This is a genomic window from Azospirillum sp. A26, assembly GCF_042604635.1.
Taxonomy (GTDB): Bacteria; Pseudomonadota; Alphaproteobacteria; order Azospirillales; family Azospirillaceae; genus Azospirillum; species Azospirillum palustre.
In genome coordinates, this window is the sequence record NZ_CP170472.1 from 897,046 (window position 1) to 923,344 (window position 26,299).

Here is a 26,299-nt window from a genome sequence, read left to right on the forward strand (position 1 = left end):
TACGGGGGATGATTGGGGAACACCCCATGGGGGCAAGTAAAAACACATAAGTTAGGTTATGGAAAATAAGTTAGCCGACGTCAGCTTCGGCCTTGCGAATTCGAAAGCAAGAATCGGATAGCCCGAACCGGACCGGTTTCGCGACTTTCGAGCCGTTCATCGCATGGGAGAATGGCAATGAAACAGCTGGACGGAAAGATTGCAATCGTCACGGGTGCCAGTTCCGGGATCGGGCGCGAGGCCGCGCTGCTGTTCGCCGCGCATGGCGCGCAACTCGTTCTGGTGGCCCGGAGGCGTGACGAACTGGAACGGCTGGCGGACGAGATTCGGAGCAAAGGCGGCGATGCCGTCGCCGTGGCCGGCACCGTCGCGGATGCCGAGGTCGCACGCGTCGCCGTCGAAACCGCCATGCGCCGGTTCGGCGGACTTGACGTCGCCTTCAACAATGCCGGCACCACCGGCGCGCAGGTTCCACTTCCCGATATGACGGCGGAGATGTGGCACGAGGTGATCGATACCAACCTCACCAGCGCCTTCCATGCCGCCAAGCACCAGATTCCGGCGATGCTTTCCCGCGGCGGCGGATCGCTGATCTTCACCTCGACCTTCGTCGGCCACACCGTCGGCTTTCCCGGAATGGCCGCCTATGCCGCCAGCAAGGCCGGATTGATCGGTTTGACGCAGGTGATCGCGGCGGAATACGGACCGCAGGGCATCCGCGCCAACGCCTTGCTGCCGGGCGGCACCGATACGCCGATGGGACGGGCCGTGTCGAACACGCCGGAGGCGCTGGCCTTCGTCCAGGGGCTTCACGCCCTGAAACGCCTTGCGACGCCTCGGGAGATCGCGCAGTCGGCGCTCTATCTGGCGTCGGACGCGTCCAGCTTCACCACCGGAACCGCGCTGCTGGTGGACGGCGGCGTGTCGATCACACGGACGTGATCGCCCCGATATGAACGGGCAGGGCCGCACGCCATTCACCGGCGTCCGGCCCTGCCCTATTCCTCCGGCCCTATTCGGCCGCCTGAGGCCGCAGCGGCTGGACGACATCACCCTTGAGATTCATCGCCTTGGCCAGTGCGTCGATGCGGCGCTGGACCGCTTCGCCGGACGGGACGCTGCCGTCGTCGGGCAGCGTCAGCACGATGCGGCCATCGCCGACCTTCAGGCTCGTGCGCTCCAGCAAGGCCGTGGCGCCGCCCGACAGCGTGTGGGCAAGGCGCAGGGCCAGCCCCAGAACCAGCGCCTTCATGCCCTGCCCTTCGCTCACCAGTGTCCGCACCGGTGCGGTCAGCGGCATGTCGATGGTGCCGGCATAGCGGGCATGGGCGCTAAGCGCGAGGAAGGCGCGCTCGTCATGGTCCAGCGCCGGGAACGGATAGCGCAGCACGCGCAGGAAGGCATGCTCCGCCCGGTAGTCGGGATGGTCGGCCCAGCCGACATCGCTCAGCAGGCAGGCGGCATGGCGCAGCCGGATGGCATTGTCGTCTTCGCCGGCGAAAAGCCCGGCGGTCCAGGACATCAGCAGGGCCGGATCGCCCATCCGCACGAAGCGCCGCGCCCAATCGGTGGCCGACGCCATCAGCGGATCCTCGCGCTGCCCCTCCGGCGAGAGCAGCGAATAGAGATGCCCTTCGCGCAAGCCATAGGCGGAGAAGACCAGCTTCGACGGTTGGGCGATGCGCAGCAGCCGTTCAAGCACCAGCCCGGCGAGAGGCAGCGTGTCGAGCCGGCGGCGCGATCCCGCCATCTTCTCTAGCGACGAGCGGCTCTGCCGGCCGATCAGGCCGGTGAACTCCCGCGCGTCTGCGGAGGGGATGGTATAGTGATGGATGATGTGCAGCGGATGGCCGGACTGTTCCATATGCAGCTTGGCGATGGCGCGCCAGCTGCCGCCGACCGGGTAGAAGGGACGTCCCTTCATCGCCGGCAGCCAGGGCAGCGATTCCAGATGCTGGTCGATCAGCTTGGCCGGGCCGCCCTTGGTCGAGCCGACCTCCATCAGCCGCAGCGGGCCGAGCGGCAGAGTCACCTGCTTGCCGATCACGCCACGGTCGAGCGTCACCAGCTCCAGGCTGCCACCGCCGAGATCGCCGACGAGACCGTCGGCGCCCGGAGTGCCCGACAGCACGCCCATGGCCGACAGCCGCGCTTCCTCCTCGCCGCTGATGACGCGGACGGTCAGGCCGGCCCGGCGTCGGATGGCATCGACGAAGGCGGCGCCGTCGCGGGCATCGCGCACAGCGGCGGTGGCGATCACGTCGAGCCGGCCGACGCGCATGCCCTGGGCCAGCGTCGCGAATCGCTCCAGCGCCGCCAGCCCCTGAGCGACGCCGTCGGGGTTCAGCACGCCGGCCTTCTCCACGCCGCGCCCGAGGCCGCACAGCACCTTCTCGTTGAACAGCGCAAGCGGCGAGCGGGTCAGCCCATCGTAGACGACCAGACGTATGGAGTTCGACCCGATGTCGATCACGCCCACCCGGTCTCCGACGCGCTCCCCGGCGGTCGCACCGCCTGAAGCGCCGACGCCTAAAGCACCGACACCCGCCTGCCCCAGCTCGCCGAAATTGGCGGCGGCGCGTTTCTCCATGCTCATACTCTCACTCCCGTCACCCTCCCTCAGGACACCGTGTGCAGCATCAGCCGCGGCGGCGTGCGCTTGTTGCTGAGCGCGCTGCCCCGGCCGGACAGGCTGGGGTTGGTCATGAAGTAATTATGGGCACTGAACGCATCGGGGCCAGCCTTGATGCGATGGTACACGCCATCGGGGCCCAGCTTCCAGGTGCTTGCATCGTCCTTCATGTTGGCGACCATGATCTGGTCGAGCACCTGCTCGTGCACCGTCGGATTCTCGATGGGCACCAGCGTCTCGATGCGGCGGTCCAGATTGCGGGTCATCCAGTCGGCGGAGGAGATGAAGATCTTGGCCTGATTGCTCGGCATGGGGTGGCCGTTGCCGAAGCAGATGACGCGGCCATGTTCCAGGAAGCGGCCGACGATGCTGCGCACCCGGATGTTTTCCGACAGCCCCTTGACCCCCGGCCGCAGGCAGCAGATGCCGCGGATGATCATGTCGATCTGCACGCCGGCCTGCGAGGCTTTGTACAGCTTGTCGATGATGACCGGGTCGACCAGGGAGTTCAGCTTCACCCAGATCGACGCTGGACGGCCGGCGACGGCATGGGCGATTTCCGCCTCGATCAGGTCCGACAGCCGCTGGCGCAGCGTGATCGGCGCGATGGCGATCTTCTCCAGCACCTTGGGCGTGGCGTAGCCGGTCATGAAGTTGAACATGACGGCGGCGTCGTGGCACAGCGCCGGGTCGCAGGTGAAGAAGGACAGGTCGGTGTAGACCTTCGCGGTGATCGGGTGGTAGTTGCCGGTGCCGAAATGGACGTAGCTGCGCAGCGCCTTTTTTTCGCGCCGCACCACCAGCGACACCTTGGCGTGGGTCTTCAGATCGACGAAGCCGTAGACCACCTGGGCGCCGGCGCGTTCCAGATCGCGCGCCCAGCGGATGTTCGCCTCCTCGTCGAAGCGGGCCTTCAACTCGACCAGAGCCGTGACCGACTTGCCGGCCTCCGCCGCCTCGATCAGCGCGGCGACGATCGGGCTGTCCTTGCTGGTGCGGTAGAGCGTCTGCTTGATGGCGACCACCTGCGGGTCGCGCGCCGCCTGCCGGATGAACTGCACCACCACGTCGAAGGACTCGTACGGGTGGTGGACGACGATGTCCTTGTGGCGGATAGCCGCGAAGCAGTCGCCGCCGAAATCGCGGATTCGCTCCGGGAAGCGGGCGTTGAAGGGGCGGAAGACCAGATCCGGCCGCTCGTCGACGATCAGCAGCTTGGTGTCGGTCAGGCCGATCAGCCCGTCGAGGATGAAGACGTCGTCCGACGCGACGTTCAGCTCATGCCGCAGGAACTCGCGCAGGTCGGCGGCCATGCCGCTGTCGGTGGCGAGCCGGATGACGCTGCCGCGGCGGCGGCGCTTCAACGCGCTTTCGAAGGTGCGGACCAGATCTTCCGCCTCTTCCTCGATTTCGATCTCGCTGTCGCGCAGCACGCGGAAGACGCCGTGCGCCTTGACCTGGAACGGAGGGAACAAGCGGTCGATGAACTGCATCACCACCTTTTCCAACTGGATGAAGCGGATGTCCGAACCCGGCAGGCGCAGGAACCGCTCAAGCTGCGTCGGCAGCGGCACCAGCGCGTCGATGTGCCGGCCCTTGACCGGGTCGTGCAGCTGGAGCGCCAGCGAGAAGCCGAGGTTCGGCAGGAACGGGAAAGGGTGGGCCGGATCGACGGCGATGGGCGTCAGGATCGGGAAGATATCGTCCAGGAACTTGGCTTCCAGCCAGTCAAGTTCGCCTTCGCTGAGGTCGGCAGGATCGACCACCGAGATGCCGGCGCCACGCAGTTCGCCTTTCAGCGAACGCCAGGTGGCCTGCTGGCTCTCCATCAGCGCGGCGATGCGCTGCTTCACCGCGGCCAGCTGCTGGGCCGGCGTCAGATTCTCAGGGCTGGGCGTCTTCACGCCGGCGGCCACCTGCCCTTTCAGGCCGGCGACGCGGACCATGTAGAATTCATCGAGGTTGCTGGCGGAGATCGACAGGAAGCGCAGCCGCTCCAGAAGCGGGTGATTCGGATTTGCCGCCTCGTCCAGGACGCGCTGGTTGAAGGCCAGCCACGAAAGCTCCCGATTGATGAAGCGTTCCGGGGCGTTTGGCTCGATACCGACCGAATCGAGTTCCTGGAGATGCGTCACGTCGACCTCTGAAATCGTGAAATCCCGAACGCCGGCGCTTGGCTTCGAACCATGCCGACGACGGTTATATGGTGGGCAGACAGAGTATCCCATATGCGTTACGGTTTCAGGACTCCCATTTGGTTAAACACTGCGACCTCTTCCCGCCCCGCCGATCCCGCCGCCTCCCCTCTCCCCTGCCGGCCGATTTCCGCCATGAAGACGCTGTTCCTGCTGCGCCATGCCAAATCCTCCTGGGACGACCCGTCGCTGGGCGACCATGACCGCCCATTGAACGCCCGCGGAGAGAAGGCGGCCACCCTGGTCGGTGCCTATCTGGCCAAGCACCACGCGCACATCGACCTTGTGCTCTGTTCAACCGCCGTGCGGGCCGTGGAGACGCGCAAGCGGGTGATGACGGCGATGGGTACGCCCTATCCGCCGGTGGAGCATGAACGCGGGCTCTATCTGTGCGGCGCCCACACGCTGCTGGAAAGGCTGCGCGACGCCCCCGATACCGCAACCGGCCTGATGCTGGTGGCGCACAATCCCGACCTGCACGAACTGGCGAACGCCCTGACCGGCAGCGGCGACCATGGCCTCCGCCACGATCTGGCCGACAAGTTCCCGACCGGCGCCTGCGCCGTTCTGGTCTTCGAGACCCTGGATTGGGCCGACCTGGAGATGGGCGCCGGCCGGCTAGCGGATTTTGTGCAGCCGCGTAAACTCTCTTAACCTGCGGCGGCGGTTGGAGTATCCACGGATCCACCTGATACGCTCCAGGCCGGTCCCCGGCCGGATTCGGGAGGAAGCCGACCCTTGACCCCCGTCAGCCCACCCACGGCACCGCCCAGCAGCCCGCAGTCCGGCACCGACGCGCAGCAGCCGGCCGCCTCGACGTTCCGCGAGGTGGAGTTGAAGCTGCATGCGGCGACGGCGGATCTGGCGCGGGTGGCGGCGCTGCCGGGGCTGCTGGCGATTGCCGACGGCCCGGCGGTGAGCCAAAGGCTGCGAACCGCCTATTTCGACACGCCCGACTTCAAGCTCGCCGCCAACGGGGTGGCGTTGCGGGTGCGGCAGGAGGGTGACCGCTTCGTCCAGACCCTGAAGACCGTCAACAGCGCCAGCCCCGGCGATTCCGCCGCCGTTGCCGTGCGGCGGGAATGGGAGTGGGTCGTGGCCGGCGAGGCGGTCGATGTCGGCGTGTTGACGGATCCGAGCGTCGCCGGGCTGGTGCCGTCGGCCGCGCTCGATGCGCTGGATTGCCTGTTCATCACTGATTTCCGGCGCACCACCCTGCTGCTGCGCCCCGATCCGCTGACCGCGGTCGAGCTGGCCGTCGATGACGGCGGCGTCTATGCCGGCGGCAACTCCCTGCCGATCAGCGAAGTGGAGCTGGAGCTGAAGGCCGGCAAGGTCGCCAGCCTGTTCGATCTGGCGCTGATGCTGCAATCCGCCATTCCCATGCGCATCGGCACCGAAAGCAAGGCGGAGGCCGGTCTGCGGATGGTCACCGGCAGGGCGCCGGGGCCGGCGGAAGCCGAACCGCTCGGCCTGTCGCCGCTGACCACGGTGGCGGAGGCCTATCGCCACATCCTGCGTCAGGCGCTGCGCCAGTTCCTGGCCAACGAGTCCTGCGCCCTGGCCGGTGGCGACGTGGAGGGGCTGCACCGCATGCGCGTGGCGCTGCGCCGGCTGCGCACCGCCCACCGCCTCTTCGCTCCGCTGATCGCCGCGCCGGAAGCCGACCGGCTGGTCGAGGAAAGCCGGGGGCTCGCCAAGCGGCTGGGGCCGGCGCGCGGCTGGGACGTGCTGATGTCCGGCGTCCTCGTTCCTCTCCTCGCCGACCCGAAGGCGGCTCCGGGCATCGACTGCACGGCATTGGAGCGGCTGGAATCGCTGGCCCGCTCCGCCGGGGCCGGTCCGGCACGCGAAGCGATGGCGGCGATTCTGGCACCCGGCTGCACCACCACGGTCCTCGGTCTCGCCGGATGGCTGGAGCATGGCCGCTGGATGTCGGAGGCGGACGGCGACCGGCGGGCCGTGCTGTCGGCGCCGGTCACCACGCTTGCCGGCGGCTGGCTATCTGCACGCATGGCGAAGCTCGGCAAGCCGGCGAAGCCGCCGGAGGATGCCAAGGGGCGCGACAAGCTGCGCCGGCGGCTGCGCACGCTGCGCTACACCGCCGATTTTTTCCGGGGACTTTACCCGGAGGCGGCCACCCTGCCCTTCTTCGCGGCGCTGGAACAGTTGCAGGCGGCGCTGGACGCCGATCAGGACGCCGTCACCAGCGCCCGCATGCTCGCATCGCTGACCGGCGCCGATCCGCAGACGGTCGGCGCGGTGGCCGCCTGGATCGAGCGCCAATCCGAAAAGCGGCGCAAGGCACTGCCTGAGCTGTGGAAGCGGTTCCGGGCCGTTCCGCCCTTCTGGTCATGACCGACCCGCGCGGGGCGCCGGTGGCAATGCCGTGCTTGGCGCATATATCGTCAGCCGACCGGCGGCGGGGGCCATTTCCTCTGGGCCATTTCCCCTGCCGGCCGATTTTCGTCATGCGTCGCGGCGCCTTGCCGCTTTCCATCCGGAAAAGCTTCGGGTAAAAGAACACTCCATGAACAAGTACATCAGCGTCCGCGGCGCGCGGGAACATAACCTGAAGAACGTCGATGTGGATCTGCCGCGCGACGAGCTGATCGTGATCACCGGCCTGTCGGGATCGGGCAAGTCCTCGCTCGCTTTCGACACTATCTATGCCGAGGGGCAGCGGCGCTATGTGGAGAGCCTGTCGGCCTACGCGCGCCAGTTCCTTGAGCTGATGCAGAAGCCGGACGTCGATTCCATCGAGGGCCTGTCGCCGGCGATCTCCATCGAACAGAAGACGACCTCCAAGAATCCACGCTCCACCGTCGGCACGGTGACGGAGATCTACGACTACATGCGCCTGCTCTGGGCGCGCGTCGGCATCCCCTATTCGCCGGCCACCGGCATGCCCATCGAAAGCCAGACGGTCAGCCAGATGGTCGACCGCATCTTGGGCATGCCGGAGGGCACGCGCCTGCTGCTGCTCGCGCCCTTCGTCCGTGGCCGCAAGGGCGAGTACAAGAAGGAAATCCAGGACCTGCGCAAACGCGGCTTCCAGCGCGTGCGGGTCGACGGCACCATGTACGAGATCGACGAGGTGCCGGCGCTCAACAAGAAGCTGAAGCACGACATCGAGGTGGTGGTCGACCGCATCGTGGTCCGCGAGGGGCTGGGCAACCGTCTGGCCGACTCGCTGGAGACCGCGCTGGGGCTGGCCGACGGCATCGTCTGGGTCGAGAATGCCAAGACCAACGAGCAGACCGTCTTCTCGCAGAAATTCGCCTGCCCGGTCAGCGGCTTCACCATTCCGGAGATCGAGCCGCGGCTGTTCTCCTTCAACAATCCGTTCGGTGCCTGCCCGGCCTGCGACGGTCTGGGCAGCAAGATCTATTTCGACCCGATGCTGGTGGTTCCGGACGAGCGGCTGACCCTCGCCAAGGGCGCCATCGCGCCGTGGGCGGGTTCGACCTCCAAATATTACGACCAGACGCTGGAGAGCATCTGCGAGCATTTCGATGCGTCGATGACGACGCCCTGGCAGGATCTGCCGGAGACGGTGCGCAAGACCATCCTGTTCGGCTCGGACGGGTCGGCCATCACCATGACCTATGACGATGGCCTGCGGCGCTACCAGACCAACAAGGCGTTCGAGGGCATCGTCAACAATCTGGAGCGGCGTTTCCGCGAGACCGACAGCGCCTGGACGCGCGACGAGCTGTCGAAGTACCAGTCCTCCCAGCCCTGCGAGGTCTGCAAGGGCGCGCGTCTGAAGCCGGAAGCGCTCGCGGTCAAGATCCGCGGCCGCAACATTTCCGAAGCGGCGGAACTGTCCATCGCCGGCGCCGGTGCCTGGTTCAGCGAGTTGAACGAGCATCTCCGCCCGAAGGACCGCGAGATCGCCTACCGCATCCTCAAGGAGATCAACGAGCGCCTCGGTTTTCTCAACGCCGTCGGCCTCGAATACCTGACGCTCAGCCGCGGATCCGGCACGTTGTCGGGCGGCGAGAGCCAGCGGATCAGGCTCGCCTCGCAGATCGGCTCCGGCCTGACCGGCGTGCTGTATGTGCTCGACGAACCGTCCATCGGCCTGCACCAGCGCGACAACGACCGGCTGCTGGAAACCCTGAAGCGCCTGCGCGATATCGGCAACACGGTGGTCGTCGTCGAGCATGACGAGGATGCGATCCGCAGCGCCGACTATCTGGTCGACATGGGCCCTGGCGCCGGCCAGCATGGCGGTTCGGTCATCGCGCAGGGGACGCCGGAGGAGGTTCAGAAGAACCCCAACAGCATCACCGCCCAGTATCTGAACGGCACCCGCTTCGTTCCCGTGCCCGACACCCGCCGGCCCGGCCATCCCGGCCAGTTCCTGGAGGTGCAGGGCGCACGCGCCAACAACCTGCAGAACGTCTCGACCAGGATCCCGCTGGGCACCTTCACCTGCGTGACCGGCGTGTCCGGCGGCGGCAAGTCCACGCTGATCATCGAGACGCTGTACAAGGCGGTCGCGCGCAAGCTGATGGGTGCCCGCGAGCATCCGGCCGAACATGACGCGGTGCTGGGCCTGGAGCATCTGGACAAGGTCATCGACATCGACCAGTCGCCGATCGGCCGCACCCCACGGTCCAACCCTGCGACCTACACCGGCGCCTTCACGCCGATGCGCGATTGGTTTGCCGGTCTGCCGGAAGCGAAGGCGCGCGGCTATGGTCCGGGCCGCTTCTCCTTCAACGTCAAGGGCGGGCGCTGCGAGGCGTGCCAGGGCGACGGCGTCATCAAGATCGAGATGCACTTCCTGCCCGACGTCTATGTCACCTGCGACGTCTGCCACGGCAAGCGCTACAACCGCGAGACGCTGGAAGTCACCTACCGCGACAAGACCATCGCCGACGTGCTGGACATGACGGTCGAGGAGGGCAAGGAGTTCTTCAAGGCGGTTCCCGGCATCCGCGACAAGCTGGACACGCTGGAACGCGTCGGCCTCGGCTACATCCACATCGGGCAGGCGGCGACCACCCTGTCGGGCGGCGAGGCACAACGCGTCAAGCTGTCCAAGGAATTGAGCCGCCGCGCCACCGGGCGCACGCTGTACATCCTCGACGAACCGACCACCGGCCTGCATTTCGCCGATGTCGAAAAGCTGATGGAGGTGCTGCACGCGCTGGTCGACCAGGGCAACACGGTGCTGGTGATCGAACACAATCTGGAGGTCATCAAGACGGCCGACTGGATCATCGACCTGGGGCCGGAGGGCGGCACCGGCGGCGGCGAGATCGTCGCCGAAGGCACGCCGGAGGATGTCGCGAAGGTGGAGCGCAGCTACACCGGCCGTTATCTTGCCCCCTACCTAAAGGCGAAGCCGGCGGTGCGGAAATCGGCAACCCGAAAGAGGGCGTGAACAAACGCAGGCTGCGCCTTGTTCTTCCAGGCAGAATTCGCATTGCATGGGAGACGAGAGGCATGAGCAAGACGCTTCTGACCGGTGTGGGGGCCGCCCTTGGTGCGGCCCTGCTGCTGGCGGCCTGCGGGTCCGACAAATCCACCACCAGCACGACGACCACGACCACCACCACCCCCAGCTACGGCTCGACCACCGCGACGCCGGCCCCGACCGGTTCCACCACCGTCGAACGGAGCACGACGACGAAGAGCGAGTGAGCCACTGCTTGGTTGACGCCTGAGGCTCATTGTTCTGCCTGGATCGATGTTCTGACTGACTCCTGAACGACTTGCAGCCGGCCTTCCATACGAAGGCCGGCTTTTTCCAATGCCCGCATGCAGTATCGAACTGTGTTAAACTGCGAGCCATGCTGAACCCTGTGCGCCTGCGCGCTCTCGAAACCGTGAAGCGCATCGTATTCGCCCGTTTGGCCGGACATCCTGCGCATGTCTACCTGTTCGGTTCCTGTGCCCGCGGCGACGTCGGACATTGGAGCGATATAGACGTGGCCATCGACCCGCTGGAACCGCTGCCTCCCAACCTCATCGGGGAAATCGCCGAGGATTTGGAGGAGAGCACCGTTCCGTACTTCGTGGATGTGGTCGATCTCCATGCGGCACGGCCGGAATTGCGGCAGGAAGTCGAACGGGAGGGTGTCGAATGGAGACTATGAGTCGGAAGCTCGATATCGCACATCAGGCATTGACGCGGCTTAAGGAAGTGCTCGCCCGACCAGCCGACGATGTTGTTCGCGACTCCGCCATCCTGCGTTTCACTCTGGCGACGGAAACGGTCTGGAAAGCCGCAAGATCGGTCATTGCCGATCAGATGGGTGCGGAACGTCTGAACTCAGCAAGCCCCAAGGCGATGGTCCGCGAGAGCCAGATAGCAGGCTTCTTGACCGAGGAGCAGACGGAACTCGTCCTCGCGATGATGAACGACCGCAATCTGACTGTTCACACCTACGACGAGGAAAAGGCGGAGGACCTGTTTTCCCGCCTTCCTGCCCATGCCGCGCTCATTGAGTCCTGGATCTCGGCGATGCGGAGCGCCATAACCCGCCCCTGATCCGCCAGATCTTCGCCCGCCTGCATCACACTGTGTTCTGGAAAGCCCAATGACCGACTCCCTTCGCCCCGTCCATGTCATCGGCGGCGGTCTCGCCGGCTCGGAAGCCGCGTGGCAGCTCGCCTCCCGCGGTGTGCCCGTCGTGCTGCACGAGATGCGGCCGGTCCGCAAGACCGAGGCCCATGATACCGACAAGCTGGCGGAGCTGGTCTGCTCCAACTCCTTCCGGTCGGACGATGCCGAATACAATGCGGTCGGGCTGCTGCATGAGGAGATGCGGCGCTGCGGCTCGCTGATCCTGCGCTGCGCCGACGCGCACAAGGTGCCGGCCGGCGGCGCGCTCGCCATGGACCGCGACGGCTTTGCCGATGCGGTGACGGAAGCCATCTCCACCCATCCGCTGATCACCATCCAGCGCGAGGAGGTTGCCGGCCTGCCGCCGGAGGAGTGGGACAGCGTCATCGTCGCCACCGGCCCCCTCACCTCCCCCGCTCTGGCCGAGGCGGTGCGCGTTCAGACCGGCGAGGAGTCGCTGGCCTTCTTCGACGCCATCGCCCCCATCGTCTATCTGGAGAGCGTCGACCTGTCGAAGGCGTGGTTCCAGTCGCGCTATGACAAGCCCGGCCCCGGCGGCACCGGCAAGGACTACATCAACTGCGCCTTCGAGAAGGACGAGTACCGCGCCTTCATCGCCGCGCTGATCGAGGGCGAGAAGCTCGACTTCAAGGAGTGGGAGAAGAACACCCCCTACTTCGAAGGCTGCCTGCCGATCGAGGTGATGGCGGAACGCGGCGTCGACACCCTGCGTTATGGCCCGATGAAGCCGGTCGGCCTGACCAACCCGCACAAGCCGGAACGCCGCCCCTATGCGGTGGTCCAGCTGCGCCAGGACAATGCGCTCGGCACGCTGTACAACCTCGTCGGCTTCCAGACCAAGCTGCGCCACGCCGAACAGGCCCGCATCTTCCGCATGATCCCCGGTCTGGAGAATGCCGAGTTCGCCCGGCTGGGCGGCATGCACCGCAACACCTTCCTGAACAGCCCGCGGATCCTCGACAGCGCCCTGCGGCTGAAGTCGCTGCCTCGCCTGCGCTTCGCCGGTCAGGTCACGGGCTGCGAAGGCTATGTGGAGAGTGCAGCCGTCGGCCTGCTCGCCGGCCGTTTCGCCGCTGCGGAACGGCTGGGCCAGGAGATCAGCACGCCCCCGGTCACCACGGCGCTCGGTGCCATCCTCGGCCACATCACCGGCGGAGCGGAGGCGGAAACCTACCAGCCGATGAACGTCAATTTCGGCCTGTTCCCACCGGTGGACGACAAGATCCGCGGCCGCGACCGCAAGCTGGCCTACACCCGCCGGGCGATGGCCGACCTTGAGGGGTGGCTGAAAGGCTGACCGGCGGGTTTCCGCGATGCGCGGGCGTCAATAGCGCCCGCGCATCGCCGCCCAGCCCAGCCGAAGCTGACGGAACGGGTTGGCCAACAGGACGCGCGGGGCGAACACGTCGTTGCCCTCGCGCGCGATCACGCTCAGATGCAGGTCGGCCAGCGTCGCCGACAGCAGCGCCGGGATCGCCGCCTTCGGCATGTCGCGGCGCAGGGCGCGGGCCTCGGCCAGATGCTTGCGCGCCGCATCGGCGACCTCCCCCACCACCGGCCGCAGTTCCGGCGTCGAGCGTCCGGCGAACAAGTCTTCGCTTTTGGCGCCGTGACGCTGCATCAGGTCGTCCGGCAGGCGCAGACGGTGCTGACGCGCCAGGAACGGCACCGCGCGCAGGATTCCGGACAGGGCATAGGCGATGCCGACATGGCGCCCGGCCGCCATCGCCGTCGCATCTCGCACGCCAAGAATCTCCAGCGCCAGTTGGACCAGCGGCGCCCCGGTCACCTCGGCATAGTTGACCAGACAGGCCAGGTCGGCCGGCGGCGTGTCGTCCAGATCGGCTTCCCGGGCGTCGATCAGCCGGTCGAACAGGGAGCGGCTCAATGCCAGCCCACGCGCCGCCTGCGCCAGGGGCTCCATCACCTCATGCCGGGGTACGGGTCCATCCTCATAGACGGCTTCGATGCCGTCGCGCCAGAATTGAAGTCTCATCTGGCCAAGGATCGGTTCACTGACCACCTCGCGCGTCTTCGCGATCTCGAGGTTGAAGGCATAGAGCGCGAACGTCGCCTCGCGCCTGTCGGCAGGGGTGAACAGACCTGCCAGAAAGTGATCGTTGTCATATTTCCGAACCTCCCGTCCGCAATAGGACAGGTCGGTCGCAGCCTTCACCATGGGATGCCCGATTGGAAAAAGAGGGGAGGAGCGATGGAAGGACGGGCCAAAGCCTGTTGCTACGCCTATATGAAGCACACACGGTCGCACCGCCAGCCCCGACGCGCAGCAGGCAGGGATCCCATGACGGATTTCAACATCGCCCCGACGAAACCCCGCAAGACCGGTCCGGTCGCACGCAAGGACGAATCGGGAGAGAATTTCCCCGTGGCGTCCCGCCTGATACCGAAGCATCTGCGTCCGCATGTGATCGCCTTCTACCGCTTCGTGCGTTTGGCCGACGACATCGCCGACGATGCGGATCTCGAACCGGAGACCAAGCTGGCTTACCTGGAGGCGCTGGAACGGGCGCTGACCTCGGGCCAGGCCAAGCATGCCTATCTGAAGCCGGCCACCGATCTGCGGGAGAGCCTGCAAAAGACCGGCGTCAGCGACCGCCATGCCCGCCAGATCCTGCGCGCCTTCCGCCGCGATTCGGTCGGCGCCCGCTGCCACAGCTGGAGCGACCTGCTTCTCTACTGCCGCTTCTCGGCCAATCCGGTCGGCCGCTATTTGCTGGAGCTGCATGGCGAGGGTGTGGCCGCCGGGCCGGCATCTGACGCGCTCTGCTCCGCCTTGCAGGTGTTGAATCATCTCCAGGACGCGCGGGAGGACTGGACGCAGCTCGGACGCTGCTACATCCCGCTGGCTTGGTTCGACGAGGCCGGAATCAGCGTCGAGCGCCTTGTGGAGGGCGAGAGCGACGCCCGCATGCGCGCCATCTTCGATCAGGCGCTGGAGCATACCGACCGCCTGCTGGAACGTGCCGCAGCCCTGCCCGGCCTGATCCAGCATCGTGGTCTCCGCATGGAGGCGGCGGTGATCCTCAGCCTCGCTGAATCGCTGTCGCGGCGTCTGAAGTCCCGCGATCCGATGAAGACGCGGGTGACGCTGGGTGCACACCACAAGCTGGCCGCCGTGGCGCGGGGGCTGGCGCGGAGCTTCTCCGCCGCATAAACTCCGGGGCCACACGTCGCGACGTGCACCGTCAGGCACGTCACGACGTGCAATGCCCAGGATGTTACAGATGACCCCTCCGCCGCTGGAGACGGCCCCGCTGGAACCGGTATCCACGACGTCGCCGGACAAAAATGCGCCGGGCAGGACGCCGCCCGATACGGCGACCTCCGTCACTGCCAAGTCGGGCAGCACCTTCTATTGGCCGATGCGCCTGCTGCCCGCCTCCAAGCGGGCCGCGATGTTCGCCATCTATGCCTTCTGCCGCCGGATCGACGACATTGCCGACGAGCCGGGCGAGCCTGCCGACAAGCGGGCCGCCCTCGACGTCTGGCGGCGCGACATCCGCGACCTTTATGTCGGCGGTGCTCCCGGCAGTCCGCTGACCGCTGCGCTGAAAGGCGCCATCGAGCGTTACGGACTACCGCGGGCGGAGTTTGAAGCGCTGATCGACGGCATGGCGATGGATGTCGCCGGCGAGGAAGCCGGCGGCATGCAGGCGCCCGATCTCGACACCCTGCGGCTCTATTGCCGGCGCGTCGCCGGTGCCGTCGGCATGCTGGCGATCCGTGTCTTCGACCGCGCCGACCCCGCCACGGAGCGTTTCGCCCTGGCGCTGGGCGAGGCCCTGCAACTCACCAACATCCTGCGCGATCTGGCTGAGGATGCGGAATTGCGCCGGCTGTACCTGCCGCGCGAACTGCTGCGGGCCGTCGGCATCCAGGGCAATGACCCGGACGAGGTGTTGGCCCACCCCGCCCTGCCCAAAGCCTGCGAGGCGCTGGCCGATCTCGCGGAAGCCCGCTTCGCCGAAGCACGCTCCGCCATTGCAGGGCAGGCGCGCGGATCGCTGTGGGCGGCGACCGCCATGATGGTGTTGTACCACCGCCTGCTGAAGCGCCTCCGCGCCGCCGGCTGGCGCGACCTGAAGGCCCGTGTCCGCGTCGGCCGGCGGGAAAGCGCCTGGGTGGCGGTGCGCTGCATGCTCGGCATCCCTCCGGCTGGCTGATGGGCGGCACCGGAACCGTCCATATCATCGGCGCCGGGCTCGCCGGGCTGGCTGCCGCCGTCCGGCTGGTGGAGGCGGGTCGGCGCGTCGCTCTCTACGACCAGGCTCCGCAAGCCGGCGGACGCTGCCGAAGTTTCCACGATGCGACGCTCGGCCGGTTGATCGACAACGGCAACCATATGGTGCTCAGCGGCAACCGGGCGCTGCTCGACTATGCCCGGCGGACCGGTGGAGCCGATGCGCTGGAGGAACTGCGGCCGGCGGCCTTTCCCTTCCTCGATCTGCGCGACGGTGCTGCCTGGACCCTCCGTCCCGGTGGGCTGTGGCTGTTCGACCCGGCGCGCCGGGTGCCGGGCAGCCGGCCGATCGACTATCTCGCCGCCCTGCGCTGCTTGACGGCCGGTCGGAAGCACTCCGTCGCCGACCGCCTTCCCCCCGGTGGAGCGCTGTTCGAGCCGCTGTGGCGCCCTCTGGCGGTGTCAGCGCTGAATGGGCCGATGGAGCGCATCTCGGCCCGCCTGTTCGGTGCGGTGCTGCGCGAGACGCTGCTGCGCGGCGAGGCCGCCTGCCGGCCGGTGCTGGCGCCGCGCGGCCTCTCCGCCGCCTTCGTCGAACCGGCCCTGGCACGGCTGCGGGAGGCCGGTGCGGCGCTGCATCTCGGCGCCCGGGTCGATGGGTTGACCTTCGATCAGGACCGCGTGAGCGGATTTATCGCCGCCGGCAGCGCCGTAACGCTCGGCCCGCTGGAAAGCGTGATCGTCGCGGCGCCGGCCTGGGTGGCGGAACGGCTGCTACCGGGCCTGACCGTGCCGCCGCCGGGGCCGGCCATCGTCAATCTGCATTTCCAACTCGACGGGCCGGTGCGGCTACCGGGCGGCCCGCCCTTCGTCGGGCTGGTCGGGGGAACTGCGGAATGGCTGTTCGCCCGCGACGACCTGCTGTCGGTCACCGTCAGCGACGCGGATGCGCTGGCCGATCTTCCGGCCGGGGAGATCGCCGGCCGGCTGTGGGCGGAGATCGCCCCCCACCTGTGTCCGGCACCGCGACTCGGAGGTCCGATTCCGCCCTTCCGCGTGGTGAAGGAGCGGCGGGCGACGCCAGACCAGTCTCCCGAATCGGTCGCGCGCAGACCGGGGACGCGCACGCGCTGGAGCAACCTGATGCTGGCCGGCGACTGGACGGAAACGGGGCTGCCCGCCACCTTGGAAGCCGCCGTGCGCTCGGGAAACCGGGCGGCGGAGGCCACTTTGTCGAATGGAAATAACCCTATACGGCGTTCGAGAGTGTTTCCGGCCTTCACAAGCTTCCGTCATCGGCCTATTTGGTCGGACGGAGGTGCCGTGCTCGCAAGGCCCGGCCCGGAAGGACAATCAAAGAAGAGAGGGTAAATCAAATGGCGTTCGAACTTCCGCCGCTTCCGTATGCGTATGACGCCCTGGCTCCGTACATCTCGTCGGAGACCCTGCACCTGCACCATGACAAGCACCACCAGACCTACGTCACCAACCTGAACAACCTGACCAAGGACACCCCGCTGGCCGACGCCAGCCTGGAGGAGGTCATCAAGGCCGCTGCCGGCGATGCGTCCAAGGTCGGCATCTTTAACAACGCCGCCCAGGTGTGGAACCACACCTTCTTCTGGCAGTGCCTGAAGAAGGACGGCGGCAAGATGCCGGCTGCCCTGGAGCAACGCATCGTCGCCGACTTCGGCAGCGTCGAGAAGTTCAAGGAAGAGCTGACCCAGGCCGCTCTCACCCAGTTCGGCTCGGGCTGGGCTTGGCTGTACTTGGACGGCGGCAAGCTGAAGGTCGGCAAGACCGGCAACGCCGACACCCCGCTGGCCCACGGCCAGAAGCCGCTCTTCACCATCGACGTGTGGGAGCATGCTTATTACGTCGATTTCCAGAACCGCCGCGCCGATTTCGTGAAGGCGGTCATCGACAACCTCGCCAACTGGGACTTCGCCGCCGAGCAGCTGGCTGCGTAAGGTTTCTTGGTAAGTAGCAGGTTGAAAAAGCAAAGGCGCCCGAAAGGGCGCCTTTGTCGTTTCCGATGAGGGTGTTCGGATTTAAACCGGCAGCATCGCCGCTGCCACCCGCCGGCCTTCGGCCAGCAGGACATTGTAGGTCCGGCACACCGCACGGCTGTCCATCAGCTCGACTACGATGCCCTGCTCGCGCAGGGCCAAGCGCAGGGCCTTCGGAATCATCCGCATGGTGCCGCCGGTGCCGAGCAGCAGGATCTCCACCTTCGGCTCCGCCGCCAGCACCGGCCCAAAATCTTCCACCGACAGGGAGGCGACGTCTGCCGCCCCCCAGGTCAGGGTGCGGTCGGGCAGGACGATCACCGCGCCGACACGCCACTGGCCGGAAATGCAGAACTGTCCCGGACCGTAGCCGTCGATGACCTGACGGTCCGACGGGATCATCGGCATGATGTCGGCCATGCTGCCCTCTCCTTCCCCAAACGTCCGGCGTTACGGTGTGGTCGCCGGGGTGTTGCCCGCCGAAGCGGTATCGGGAGAACCGCGCCGCAGGCGATTCTCGCCGAGGAACAGCAAGATGGGGGCGGCGATGAAGACCGACGAGCTGGTCGCAAGGATAACGCCGAAGATCAGCACGATGCCGAAATCCTGCAGCGCCTCGCCGCCGAACAGCGCCAGCGGAATGATCGACAGCAGCGTGCAGACCGAGGTGCCGACGGTGCGGTTCAGCGTCTCGTTGATCGACATGTCGATCAGGTCGCGCAGCGGCATCTTCTTGTAGATGCGCAGATTCTCGCGCATGCGGTCATAAACCACGACCTTGTCGTTCACCGAATAGCCCATGACGGTCAGGATCGCCGCCACGGCCGTCAGGTTGAACTGGATGTCGGTGATGGCATAGAAGCCGACGATCTTGGTGATGTCGAGGATCAGCGTCACCACCGCGCCGAAGCCGAACTGCCATTCGAAGCGGAACCAGATGTAGACCAGCATCGCCAGCATGGCGAGGCCCAGCGCCAGCATGCCGTTGGCGAACAGCTCGCCGCTGACCGACGCGCCGACCGCTTCGACGCGGCGGACCTGGGTACCGGGGATGGACTGCGCCAGCGTGTTGCGCACCTTGTCGGCGGCGACCTGCTGGGCGGCGTCGTCGCCGGGCTGCCGTTCGAGACGGATCAGCACGTCCTGCGGCGACCCGAACTCCTGCAACGCCACCTGCCCCATGCCGAGGCCGGACAGCGTGTGGCGCAGCGAGGCGAAGTCGGCGGCCTGCGGCGTGCGGGCTTCGATGACGATGCCGCCACGGAAGTCGATGCCGTAATTCAGGCCGGGATGGAAGAACAGGATGACGGACGCGATGGACAGGATCGCCGACACGACGAGGCCGGCGATGCGGCCGTTCATGAAGGGGATCTTGGTGTTGTCGGGGACGAGGCGGAGATGGAACATCGGAAGACCTCTCAGACCGGCAACACGGCCGGACGCGTCCGGCGCAGCCACGTCACCATCATCAGGCGCACAAGCACCGTGGCGGTGAACATGGAGATGAGGATGCCGAAGGTGATGGTGACGGCGAAGCCCTTGATGGTGCCGGTGCCGAAGACGAACAGCAGCGCCATCTTGATGGCCGTCGTCAGGTTGCTGTCGACGATGGTGCTGTAGGCGCGGCTGAAGCCGGCCTCCATCGAGGCGAAGACGCCGCGGCCCTTCTTCGTCTCCTCGCGGATACGCTCGTTGATCAGGATGTTGGCGTCGACCGCCAGACCCAGCGACAGCAGCACACCGGCGATGCCGGGCAGCGTCAGGGTGGCTTGCAGCAGCGACAGCGCCGCGAGCGTCAGCACGAGGTTGATGAACAGCGCCGAGCAGGCGAAGGCGCCGAACAGCCCGTAGCAGGCGATCATATAGATGCAGACCATCACGAAGCCGACGACGACGGCGGTCAGGCCGGCGCGGATGGAATCGGCGCCCAGGTCGGGACCGACGGTCCGTTCCTCGATCACCTTCAGCGGAGCCGGCAGCGCGCCGGCCCGCAGCAGGACGGCAAGGTCGTTGGCGTTGGCGGCGGTGAAGTTGCCGCTGATCTGGCCGCGGCCGCCGGTGATCGGCTCGCGGATCACGGGTGCGCTGATGACCTTGTTGTCGAGCACGATGGCGAAGGGCCGGCCGACATTCTGCTTGGTCACCTCGGCGAACCGGTTGGCGCCGGCGGTGTTGAACTCGAAGTTCACCACCCATTCGCCGGTCTGCGGGTTGGTACCGGCCGACGCGTTCTGCAGCGTGGCGCCGTCGACCTCGACCTTCTTGCGGATGACGTATTTGGTCTGGTAGCGGTCGCCTTCGGTCGACGGCAGGATCTCCGAACCCGGAGGGGCGCGACCGGTGCTGGGATCGGCGTTCACGTCGACCAGGCGGAAGGTCATCTTGGCGGTGGTGCCGAGCAGCCGCTTGATGCGGTCGGGATCCTCGACGCCGGGCAGCTGGACCAGGATGCGGTCGTTGCCCTGGCGGGCGATGGTCGGCTCGTTCACGCCGGTCTCGTCGATGCGGCGGCGCACGATCTCGATCGACTGCTCGATGGCCTGGGTGGCGCGGTCGCGCAGGGCGACCTCGCTCAGCGCCACGGTCACCGTGCCGCCGTTGACGGTCACGTCGAGGTCCGGCTGCCCACCGCCCAGAGCCGTGCGGCCCACCGGGCTGGAGAGCTGGCGCAGGGCCTTCACGGCTTCCTCGGCCTGGGCCGGGTCGCGCAGCTGGACGGTCACGGCGCGCTCGCCGGCGTTCAGCGCGGTGTAGCCGACATTGGCGGTGCGCAGCTGCTGCCGCGCGCCGTCCACCAGACCTTCCACGCGGTCGCGGATGACGGTGGCCATGTCGACTTCAAGCAACAGATGCGATCCGCCGCGCAGGTCGAGACCCAGCGACACCCGGGTGTTGGCGTACCAGGACGGCAGCGCCGCCAGCGTGTCGCGGCCCATGAAGTTGGGCAGCATCAGGATGAACCCGGCGATGCAGGTCGCCAGGATCAGGTAAATCTTCCAGCGCGAAAAATAGAGCATGCGTCACTCGAATCCGATCAGACACCCGGTCCGGGCGACCGCCCCGCCCCGTCGATGGGGCGAGCGGCCGGGCCGGACGGGAAGCGCCTTCGGGCCGACCCGTGGATGAGGGGCCCGGCTGCGGCTTACTTGCGGCCGAACAGCTTGCCGATCCCGCCGGCGGCGGTGGTGTCGGCCGGCTTGGCCTCGCCGTCGACGGTCGGCGCGGCGTCGCCGCCGGACTTGCCGGCCGGCTCGGTCTTGGCGAGCACCAGATTGACGGTCGAGCGCAGGCAGCGCACGCGCACATTCTCCGCGATCTCGACGGTGATCTCGTCCTCGGTGCCGACCTTGGTGACGATGCCGATGATGCCGCCGCCGGTCACGACGCGGTCGCCGCGGCGGATGGCCGACAGCATCGCCTTATGCTCCTTCATCTTCTTCTGCTGCGGACGGATCAGCAGGAAGTAGAAGACGACGAAGATCAGGATCAGCGGCGCGAACTGGACGAGCATGTCACCGCCGCCGCCAGCCGAAGCCGCCGTCTGTGCATAAGCCGTCGAAACGAACATCTGGAAGCTCCTTACAGGTTTGGTCTCGGCACCGGATCGGCGTTCCGCCGGGACGCCGCGACTATAGCCGCCCATGACCGGGATGCAATGGTGATGCGCCACAATCCGCGGGCGCACCACGGCTTGTGTGCTTGCCTTGCTGTGTTACGGTGCGAAGGCGTCGGAAAGATGGCTGCGCGGGCACCCACTTTCCATGGAACATCCAGAAAAAATTTCCGGAAAATTATGTCGCACTCCATCGAAAAGTCCGGTGCCGATCAGGCGCTTTTCCCCTTGCTGACCCGCATCGCCGAGGCGCTGGAACGTCTCGCCCCGCCGCCGGACCGGCCGCTGGACTTCGGTGCGGCCGACGCCTTCGTCTGGCATCCCGATCCCGACCGGCTGGAAGGGGTTCCGGTGGTCAACCGCGTCGACATCATGCTTCTTCAGGGCATCGAGCGGCAGCGCGAGATCCTGCTGGACAACACCCGCCGCTTCGCCGCCGGCCTGCCGGCCAACAACGCCCTGCTGTGGGGCGCCCGCGGCACCGGCAAAAGCTCGCTGGTCAAGGCCGCCCACGCCGCCATCTGCACGGAGCGGCCGGGCGAACTGGCGCTGGTGGAAATCCACCGCGAGGACATCCCCACCCTGCCCCGCCTGCTGACCCGGCTGAAGGGCGAGGCCCGCCGCTTCATCCTGTTCTGCGACGATCTGTCCTTCGACCATGACGACGCCCATTACAAGTCGCTGAAGGCGGTGCTGGACGGCGGCATCGAGGGGCGGCCGGACAATGTGGTGTTCTACGCCACCTCCAACCGCCGGCACCTGATGCCGCGCGACATGATCGAGAACGAGCGGTCGACCGCCATCAACCCGGCGGAAGCGGTGGAGGAAAAGGTGTCGCTGTCGGACCGCTTCGGCCTCTGGCTGGGTTTCCACAACTGCGACCAGGACACCTATTTCGCGATGATCGAGGGCTATGTCCGCCATTTCGGCCTGGAGATCCCGGAGGACCGGCTGCGCGCCGAGGCCGTCGAATGGTCGGTCACGCGCGGAAGCCGGTCTGGCCGGGTGGCCTGGCAGTTCATCCAGGACTTGGCTGGCCGCCTCGGGAAGTCCCTTCGCTGACCTTGCGGTCCATCTGGTCGCTCGGATCGACGGCCTGGCTGCCCTTGCGCAGCTCGAAATGCAGCTGGGGCGAGGACACGCCGCCGGTCTGGCCGACCCGGGCGATCACCTGCCCCCGCTTCACCGACGCGCCGCGCTCCACCTCGATCTTGTCGAGGTGGGCGTAGGCGGTGATCCAGCCGTCGGAATGCTTCAGCAGCAGCAGGTTGCCGAAGCCGCGCAGCTCGTTGCCGGCATAGGCGACCACACCGTTGTCGGCGGCGACCACGGCGGTCCCCTTTGCGGCTGCGATGTTCAGCCCGTCATTGTGCAGACCGTCCGGCTTCGGCCCATAGCCGGAAATCAGCTTGCCCTTCACCGGCCACAAGAAGCGGGCGCCGCCGCGCGGCGGCGGGGCGCCGACCTCGGCCTTCGGTTCCGGCTTCGGCGGCGGCGCGGCGGCGGCAACCTCCTGCTGCGGAGCGGCGGCGGGCGGAGCGGGTTGAGCGGTTGGCGCCGGAATGGGCGTTGCCGCCGGCTTGCTGCCGGGCGGACGCAGCATGGTCGGCCCCTGACCCGGCTGATAGGCGGTATCGCCGGTTGCGGCAGGGGGAGCCGCGGCCGGTTCCGGCGCGGCTCCCGGCTTCGACGGCGGCGGCAGCGGTGTTGCCGCGATGCCGCCGGAGGATACGGAGCCGGAGGAGGACGCGCCGGGCGGCGGAAGCTCGGCCGCCTGCACCGACCCGCGACCGGCGGGCGAACCCTGCGGCGTCAGCGACACGGCGCCGCTGGAGGCGACCCCGGAGGCGACCATGGTTCCGTTGCTGTCATTGCTGCCCGGTAGGCGCAGGGGCTGGCCGACCTGCACCGCATAGGGCGGGGTCAGGTTGTTCAGCCGGCTCAGTTCGCTGACGTCGACATTGTGCATCCGGGAGATGCTGTAGAGGCTGTCGCCCTTCTGCACGATGTACTGGCGCGAGGTCGGCAGCACCAGACGCTGCCCGACTTCCAGCCGGTAGGGCGGAGCCAGCTTGTTCGCCTCGATCAGGTCGCGCAGCGGCACATTGTAGCGGCGCGACAGGCTGTAGGCGCTGTCGCCCTTCTGCACGCTGATGGCGCCGCCGGCCGAATCCGGCACCTCGGAAACCGTGGTGAAGGGGGCAAGCCCCCCCACCCGTTCGCAGGCACCGAGCGCCAGGACGGCGGTGGACAGGACCAGGGCGGGCAGGACGCGCTTGGAAAATGCGGGTTTCATGCGGAACGGACCGATTGCGGCGGGTCGGACAGCAGCGGAACGAAACGGACGGGCCACAGGTCCTCCCGGATAAGGCCAGCTTCGGAGCGCCGGAAACGCACGACCTTCTGGTCGCGGTGATCGGTCCCCAACGGAATGACCAAGACACCATCAATGGCGAGTTGATCCGTCAAGTCTTTTGGCGGCTCCGGCCCACCGGCGGCTGTGACCAGTATACGGGCGAAGGGCGCCTGCTCCGGCCAGCCCCGCGTCCCGTCGCCGAGCCGCGTGGTGATGTTGCCGATGTCGAGCGCCCTGAATCGCCCCTCCGCCTCACGCAGAAGCGGCTTCAGCCGCTCGATGGTGAAGACGCGGCGGCAAAGCCGCGACAGCACCGCCGCCTGATAGCCGGAACCGGTACCGACCTCCAGGACAAGATGTCGCGGGAGCAGCTCCAGCGCCTGGGTCATCAGGCCGACCACCAGCGGCTGGCTGATGGTCTGACCCTGATCGATCGGCAGCGCCGTGTCCTCCCACGCCCGGTCCTGGAAGGCCTCCGGGACGAACAGCTCGCGCGGGATCCGCTCGATGGCCGCCAACACGTGCGTGTCGGTGACGCCGGCCCCGCGAAGGGCCATCAGCAAGCGGATCTTGCGCGGGTTGTATGTCACACGAAGGCCTGCCTCAACGTCTGCAACGTCGGCGTATGGGTGAGGTCGAGATAGACGGGCGTCACCGAGATGCCGCCGTTGAAGACGACATGGATGTCGGTGTCGTCCGCCACGTCGGCTTCGCCGCGCAGCGTGCCGATCCAGATGTATGGCTTGCCGCGCGGGTCGACACGCTCGAACAGCTCGTCGCCGATCTTGCGCTTTCCGTGGCGCACCACCTGGATGCCCGTCACCTCCGCGGCCGGGCGGGCCGGGAAGTTGACGTTCAGCAGCACGTTCTTCGGCCAGGCCACCGTCACCGCCTTTCGGACGACGTCGGCGCCATGGGCAGCGGCGGCGGACCAGTCGATCGGCTGGCCCGGCTCGTAATGCTGGCTCATGGCGATGGCCGGCACGTTCAGCAGCGTCGCCTCCATCGCCGCGGCGATGGTGCCGGAATAGGTCACGTCCTCGCCGATGTTGGAGCCCTGGTTGACGCCGGACAGAACCAGCGTCGGACGGGCGTCCTTCATCACATGGTTGACCGCCAGCAGCACGCAGTCGGTCGGCGTGCCGTCGACGGTGAAGCGGCGGTCATCCAGCTTGCGCAGGCGCAACGGCCGGTTGATGGTCAGCGAATGGCTGGCCGCCGACTGCTCCATCTCCGGCGCCACGACCCAGACGTCGTCGGACAGCTCGTGCGCGATGGCTTCCAGGACCTTCAATCCCTGGGCATGGATGCCGTCGTCGTTGGTGACGAGGATCCGGGTCCGGGACAGGTCGAGCGGCAGGTCGAACATCAGATGGAAATCCTCTCCACTCCGCGCATGTAGGGGCGGAGCGCTTCAGGAACCAGGATCGAACCGTCGGGCTGCTGGTAATTCTCCAGAACCGCGATCAGGCAGCGCCCGACCGCCACACCCGATCCATTGAGGGTGTGCACGAATTGAGTTTGCTTCTCGCCCTTGGCCCGGCAACGGGCTTTCATCCGCCGGGCCTGGAAATCGCCGCAATTGGAAATGCTGGAGATCTCGCGGTAGGCGTTCTGGCCCGGCAGCCACACCTCGACGTCGTAGGTCTTGCGCGAGGAGAAGCCCATGTCGCCGGTGCACAGCACGATGGTGCGGTAAGGCAGGCCAAGCCGCTCCAGGATCGTCTCGGCACAGCGGGTCATGCGCTGGTGCTCGTCCTCCGACTGTTCCGGCGCGGTGATGGCGACCATCTCCACCTTCCAGAACTGGTGCTGGCGGATCATGCCGCGGGTGTCGCGCCCGGCCGACCCTGCTTCCGCCCGGAAACAGGGGGTCAGCGCGGTGTAGCGCAGCGGCAGTTCCTCCGACGCCACGATCTGGTCGTTGACCAGATTGGTCAGCGGCACCTCGCTGGTCGGGATCAGGTAATGGTCGGACGAGGTGGTCTTGAACAGATCCTCCTCGAACTTCGGCAGCTGGCCGGTGCCGAACAGGGCGGTGTCGCGCACCATCAGCGGCGGGGCGATCTCGGTGAAGCCGTGCTCGCTGGTGTGGATGTCCAGCATGAAGTCGGCGAGCGCGCGCTCAAGGCGGGCCAGCCCGCCCTTCAGCACGGTGAAGCGGGCGCCCGACATGCGGGCCGCCGCCTCGAAATCCATCAGGCCGAGCGCTTCGCCCAGCTCGTAATGCTGCTTGGGGTTGGCGATGTCGGCCGGCGTGCCCCAGCGGCGGACCTCGACATTGGCGGTCTCGTCCGGCCCGTCCGGCACATCGTCGGCCGGGATGTTGGGAATGCCCGCCAGGATGGCATCGAGTTCGGCGCCGAGCGCGCGTTCCTCCTCCTCCACCTGGGGCAGGCGGTCCTTCAGGGTCGCCATCTCGTCCAGGATCGGCTGGGCATCGCGCCCTTCGCGCTTGGCGAGGCCGACTTCCTTCGCCGCCTCGTTCCGGCGGGCCTGCATCTCCTGCATCTGGGTCTGCGCGGCGCGGCGGCGGCTGTCGAGGTCGAGCACGGAGGACGACATCGGCGCCAGTCCCCGGCGGCCAAGGCCGCGGTCGAAGGCTTCGGGATTCTCACGGATGGCGCGAAGGTCGTGCATGGCTCGAACAATCAACGAATTGTGTGGGGCACTGGTTATACGGCGCGAC

Annotated in this window: 24 protein-coding genes; 13 read left to right on the plus strand and 11 right to left on the minus strand. The window is 67.2% G+C overall.

Annotated elements, in window-relative coordinates; translation table 11 throughout:
* The first annotated feature begins 177 nt into the window (after positions 1 to 177).
* A complete protein-coding gene (locus tag ABNQ39_RS04785; RefSeq protein ID WP_376959261.1) occupies positions 178 to 942 on the plus strand; it encodes an SDR family oxidoreductase in 765 nt (254 codons plus the stop codon).
* A 70-nt stretch (positions 943 to 1,012) separates the two neighbouring features.
* Here ABNQ39_RS04785 and ABNQ39_RS04790 read toward each other — a convergent pair whose 3' ends face one another.
* Together ABNQ39_RS04790 and ABNQ39_RS04795 are read right to left on the minus strand one after the other, a co-directional pair.
* Positions 1,013 to 2,596 (minus strand): Ppx/GppA phosphatase family protein, encoded by a 1,584-nt coding sequence (locus tag ABNQ39_RS04790; protein WP_376959262.1) that lies wholly within the window; start codon positions 2,594 to 2,596, stop codon positions 1,013 to 1,015.
* Positions 2,597 to 2,619: 23 nt separating this feature from the next.
* A complete protein-coding gene (locus tag ABNQ39_RS04795; protein WP_376959263.1) occupies positions 2,620 to 4,767 on the minus strand; it encodes an RNA degradosome polyphosphate kinase in 2,148 nt (715 codons plus the stop codon).
* Between the two features lie 195 nt (positions 4,768 to 4,962).
* On the opposite strand from ABNQ39_RS04795, the gene ABNQ39_RS04800 reads away from it, so the two are divergent.
* From ABNQ39_RS04800 to trmFO, 7 genes are all read left to right on the plus strand, one after another.
* Positions 4,963 to 5,481, plus strand: a complete 519-nt coding sequence (locus tag ABNQ39_RS04800) for a SixA phosphatase family protein (RefSeq protein ID WP_376959265.1) — start codon at positions 4,963 to 4,965, stop codon at positions 5,479 to 5,481.
* A gap of 84 nt (positions 5,482 to 5,565) precedes the next feature.
* Positions 5,566 to 7,185 carry a CYTH and CHAD domain-containing protein gene (locus ABNQ39_RS04805; RefSeq protein ID WP_376959266.1) on the plus strand — a complete coding sequence of 540 codons (1,620 nt, stop codon included), beginning with the start codon at positions 5,566 to 5,568 and terminating at the stop codon, positions 7,183 to 7,185.
* 172 nt (positions 7,186 to 7,357) lie between these two features.
* The gene (gene uvrA / locus ABNQ39_RS04810) at positions 7,358 to 10,225 is read left to right on the plus strand and encodes an excinuclease ABC subunit UvrA (RefSeq protein WP_376959267.1); all 2,868 of its coding nucleotides are present in this window, start codon (positions 7,358 to 7,360) and stop codon (positions 10,223 to 10,225) included.
* Between the two features lie 62 nt (positions 10,226 to 10,287).
* A complete protein-coding gene (locus ABNQ39_RS04815; protein WP_376959269.1) occupies positions 10,288 to 10,485 on the plus strand; it encodes a hypothetical protein in 198 nt (65 codons plus the stop codon).
* Positions 10,486 to 10,634: 149 nt separating this feature from the next.
* The gene (locus ABNQ39_RS04820; protein WP_376959271.1) at positions 10,635 to 10,940 is read left to right on the plus strand and encodes a nucleotidyltransferase family protein; all 306 of its coding nucleotides are present in this window, start codon (positions 10,635 to 10,637) and stop codon (positions 10,938 to 10,940) included.
* Positions 10,937 to 11,335, plus strand: coding sequence for a nucleotidyltransferase substrate binding protein (locus tag ABNQ39_RS04825; protein WP_376959273.1), 399 nt, complete (start codon positions 10,937 to 10,939; stop codon positions 11,333 to 11,335). Before ABNQ39_RS04820 ends, ABNQ39_RS04825 begins: the two co-directional genes overlap by 4 nt.
* Positions 11,336 to 11,384: 49 nt before the next feature.
* The gene (gene trmFO, locus ABNQ39_RS04830) at positions 11,385 to 12,728 is read left to right on the plus strand and encodes a methylenetetrahydrofolate--tRNA-(uracil(54)-C(5))-methyltransferase (FADH(2)-oxidizing) TrmFO (protein ID WP_376959275.1); all 1,344 of its coding nucleotides are present in this window, start codon (positions 11,385 to 11,387) and stop codon (positions 12,726 to 12,728) included.
* 27 nt (positions 12,729 to 12,755) lie between these two features.
* Here trmFO and ABNQ39_RS04835 read toward each other — a convergent pair whose 3' ends face one another.
* A complete protein-coding gene (locus ABNQ39_RS04835; RefSeq protein WP_376959277.1) occupies positions 12,756 to 13,610 on the minus strand; it encodes a phytoene/squalene synthase family protein in 855 nt (284 codons plus the stop codon).
* 123 nt (positions 13,611 to 13,733) lie between these two features.
* Between ABNQ39_RS04835 and ABNQ39_RS04840 the strand changes: the two genes are divergently transcribed.
* The 4 genes from ABNQ39_RS04840 to ABNQ39_RS04855 all read left to right on the plus strand — a co-directional run bounded on the left by ABNQ39_RS04840 (position 13,734) and on the right by ABNQ39_RS04855 (position 17,602).
* Positions 13,734 to 14,606 carry a squalene/phytoene synthase family protein gene (locus ABNQ39_RS04840; RefSeq protein ID WP_098739835.1) on the plus strand — a complete coding sequence of 291 codons (873 nt, stop codon included), beginning with the start codon at positions 13,734 to 13,736 and terminating at the stop codon, positions 14,604 to 14,606.
* 70 nt (positions 14,607 to 14,676) lie between these two features.
* Positions 14,677 to 15,615 (plus strand): presqualene diphosphate synthase HpnD, encoded by a 939-nt coding sequence (gene hpnD / locus ABNQ39_RS04845; RefSeq protein WP_376959279.1) that lies wholly within the window; start codon positions 14,677 to 14,679, stop codon positions 15,613 to 15,615.
* On the plus strand, positions 15,615 to 17,003 hold the full coding sequence (gene hpnE / locus ABNQ39_RS04850; protein ID WP_376959281.1) for a hydroxysqualene dehydroxylase HpnE: 1,389 nt from the start codon (positions 15,615 to 15,617) through the stop codon (positions 17,001 to 17,003). Before hpnD ends, hpnE begins: the two co-directional genes overlap by 1 nt.
* Before the next feature lie 5 nt (positions 17,004 to 17,008).
* A complete protein-coding gene (locus ABNQ39_RS04855; RefSeq protein WP_376959283.1) occupies positions 17,009 to 17,602 on the plus strand; it encodes a superoxide dismutase in 594 nt (197 codons plus the stop codon).
* 81 nt (positions 17,603 to 17,683) lie between these two features.
* Here the strand turns inward: ABNQ39_RS04855 and ABNQ39_RS04860 are convergent, their stop codons facing one another.
* From ABNQ39_RS04860 to yajC, 4 genes are all read right to left on the minus strand, one after another.
* Positions 17,684 to 18,061, minus strand: coding sequence for an Mth938-like domain-containing protein (locus ABNQ39_RS04860; RefSeq protein WP_376959285.1), 378 nt, complete (start codon positions 18,059 to 18,061; stop codon positions 17,684 to 17,686).
* Positions 18,062 to 18,091: 30 nt separating this feature from the next.
* Entirely contained in the window at positions 18,092 to 19,048 is a 957-nt protein-coding gene (gene secF / locus ABNQ39_RS04865) for a protein translocase subunit SecF (RefSeq protein WP_376959287.1), read from the minus strand.
* 11 nt (positions 19,049 to 19,059) lie between these two features.
* A complete protein-coding gene (gene secD, locus ABNQ39_RS04870) occupies positions 19,060 to 20,658 on the minus strand; it encodes a protein translocase subunit SecD (RefSeq protein ID WP_376959289.1) in 1,599 nt (532 codons plus the stop codon).
* A 125-nt stretch (positions 20,659 to 20,783) separates the two neighbouring features.
* Positions 20,784 to 21,209, minus strand: a complete 426-nt coding sequence (yajC, locus tag ABNQ39_RS04875) for a preprotein translocase subunit YajC (protein WP_376959291.1) — start codon at positions 21,207 to 21,209, stop codon at positions 20,784 to 20,786.
* 225 nt (positions 21,210 to 21,434) lie between these two features.
* Between yajC and ABNQ39_RS04880 the strand changes: the two genes are divergently transcribed.
* Positions 21,435 to 22,316, plus strand: coding sequence for an ATP-binding protein (locus tag ABNQ39_RS04880; RefSeq protein ID WP_376959293.1), 882 nt, complete (start codon positions 21,435 to 21,437; stop codon positions 22,314 to 22,316).
* Here the strand turns inward: ABNQ39_RS04880 and ABNQ39_RS04885 are convergent.
* From ABNQ39_RS04885 to serS, 4 genes are read right to left on the minus strand one after another with little or no spacing between them, the layout of a single operon-like run.
* A complete protein-coding gene (locus ABNQ39_RS04885; RefSeq protein ID WP_376959294.1) occupies positions 22,273 to 23,550 on the minus strand; it encodes a peptidoglycan DD-metalloendopeptidase family protein in 1,278 nt (425 codons plus the stop codon). The genes ABNQ39_RS04880 and ABNQ39_RS04885 overlap by 44 nt on opposite strands.
* Entirely contained in the window at positions 23,547 to 24,200 is a 654-nt protein-coding gene (locus ABNQ39_RS04890) for a protein-L-isoaspartate(D-aspartate) O-methyltransferase (protein WP_376959295.1), read from the minus strand. The genes ABNQ39_RS04885 and ABNQ39_RS04890 overlap by 4 nt, the downstream gene beginning before the upstream one ends.
* Positions 24,197 to 24,979 carry a 5'/3'-nucleotidase SurE gene (gene surE, locus ABNQ39_RS04895; RefSeq protein WP_376959296.1) on the minus strand — a complete coding sequence of 261 codons (783 nt, stop codon included), beginning with the start codon at positions 24,977 to 24,979 and terminating at the stop codon, positions 24,197 to 24,199. The genes ABNQ39_RS04890 and surE overlap by 4 nt, the downstream gene beginning before the upstream one ends.
* Positions 24,979 to 26,250 (minus strand): serine--tRNA ligase, encoded by a 1,272-nt coding sequence (serS, locus tag ABNQ39_RS04900; protein WP_376959298.1) that lies wholly within the window; start codon positions 26,248 to 26,250, stop codon positions 24,979 to 24,981. Before serS ends, surE begins: the two co-directional genes overlap by 1 nt.
* Positions 26,251 to 26,299 lie beyond the last annotated feature (49 nt).

What these genes read in the sequence shown, in the direction of transcription:
- ABNQ39_RS04785 (WP_376959261.1), top strand. Translation starts at nt 178, where the DNA reads ATGAAACAGCTGGACGGAAAGATTGCAATCGTCACGGGTGCCAGTTCC.
- ABNQ39_RS04790 (WP_376959262.1), bottom strand. Translation starts at nt 2,596, where the DNA reads ATGAGCATGGAGAAACGCGCCGCCGCCAATTTCGGCGAGCTGGGGCAG.
- ABNQ39_RS04800 (WP_376959265.1), top strand. Translation starts at nt 4,963, where the DNA reads ATGAAGACGCTGTTCCTGCTGCGCCATGCCAAATCCTCCTGGGACGAC.
- uvrA (WP_376959267.1), top strand. Translation starts at nt 7,358, where the DNA reads ATGAACAAGTACATCAGCGTCCGCGGCGCGCGGGAACATAACCTGAAG.
- ABNQ39_RS04815 (WP_376959269.1), top strand. Translation starts at nt 10,288, where the DNA reads ATGAGCAAGACGCTTCTGACCGGTGTGGGGGCCGCCCTTGGTGCGGCC.
- ABNQ39_RS04820 (WP_376959271.1), top strand. Translation starts at nt 10,635, where the DNA reads ATGCTGAACCCTGTGCGCCTGCGCGCTCTCGAAACCGTGAAGCGCATC.
- ABNQ39_RS04825 (WP_376959273.1), top strand. Translation starts at nt 10,937, where the DNA reads ATGAGTCGGAAGCTCGATATCGCACATCAGGCATTGACGCGGCTTAAG.
- trmFO (WP_376959275.1), top strand. Translation starts at nt 11,385, where the DNA reads ATGACCGACTCCCTTCGCCCCGTCCATGTCATCGGCGGCGGTCTCGCC.
- ABNQ39_RS04835 (WP_376959277.1), bottom strand. Translation starts at nt 13,610, where the DNA reads ATGGTGAAGGCTGCGACCGACCTGTCCTATTGCGGACGGGAGGTTCGG.
- ABNQ39_RS04840 (WP_098739835.1), top strand. Translation starts at nt 13,734, where the DNA reads ATGACGGATTTCAACATCGCCCCGACGAAACCCCGCAAGACCGGTCCG.
- hpnD (WP_376959279.1), top strand. Translation starts at nt 14,677, where the DNA reads ATGACCCCTCCGCCGCTGGAGACGGCCCCGCTGGAACCGGTATCCACG.
- hpnE (WP_376959281.1), top strand. Translation starts at nt 15,615, where the DNA reads ATGGGCGGCACCGGAACCGTCCATATCATCGGCGCCGGGCTCGCCGGG.
- ABNQ39_RS04855 (WP_376959283.1), top strand. Translation starts at nt 17,009, where the DNA reads ATGGCGTTCGAACTTCCGCCGCTTCCGTATGCGTATGACGCCCTGGCT.
- ABNQ39_RS04860 (WP_376959285.1), bottom strand. Translation starts at nt 18,061, where the DNA reads ATGGCCGACATCATGCCGATGATCCCGTCGGACCGTCAGGTCATCGAC.
- secF (WP_376959287.1), bottom strand. Translation starts at nt 19,048, where the DNA reads ATGTTCCATCTCCGCCTCGTCCCCGACAACACCAAGATCCCCTTCATG.
- secD (WP_376959289.1), bottom strand. Translation starts at nt 20,658, where the DNA reads ATGCTCTATTTTTCGCGCTGGAAGATTTACCTGATCCTGGCGACCTGC.
- yajC (WP_376959291.1), bottom strand. Translation starts at nt 21,209, where the DNA reads ATGTTCGTTTCGACGGCTTATGCACAGACGGCGGCTTCGGCTGGCGGC.
- ABNQ39_RS04880 (WP_376959293.1), top strand. Translation starts at nt 21,435, where the DNA reads ATGTCGCACTCCATCGAAAAGTCCGGTGCCGATCAGGCGCTTTTCCCC.
- ABNQ39_RS04885 (WP_376959294.1), bottom strand. Translation starts at nt 23,550, where the DNA reads ATGAAACCCGCATTTTCCAAGCGCGTCCTGCCCGCCCTGGTCCTGTCC.
- surE (WP_376959296.1), bottom strand. Translation starts at nt 24,979, where the DNA reads ATGTTCGACCTGCCGCTCGACCTGTCCCGGACCCGGATCCTCGTCACC.
- serS (WP_376959298.1), bottom strand. Translation starts at nt 26,250, where the DNA reads ATGCACGACCTTCGCGCCATCCGTGAGAATCCCGAAGCCTTCGACCGC.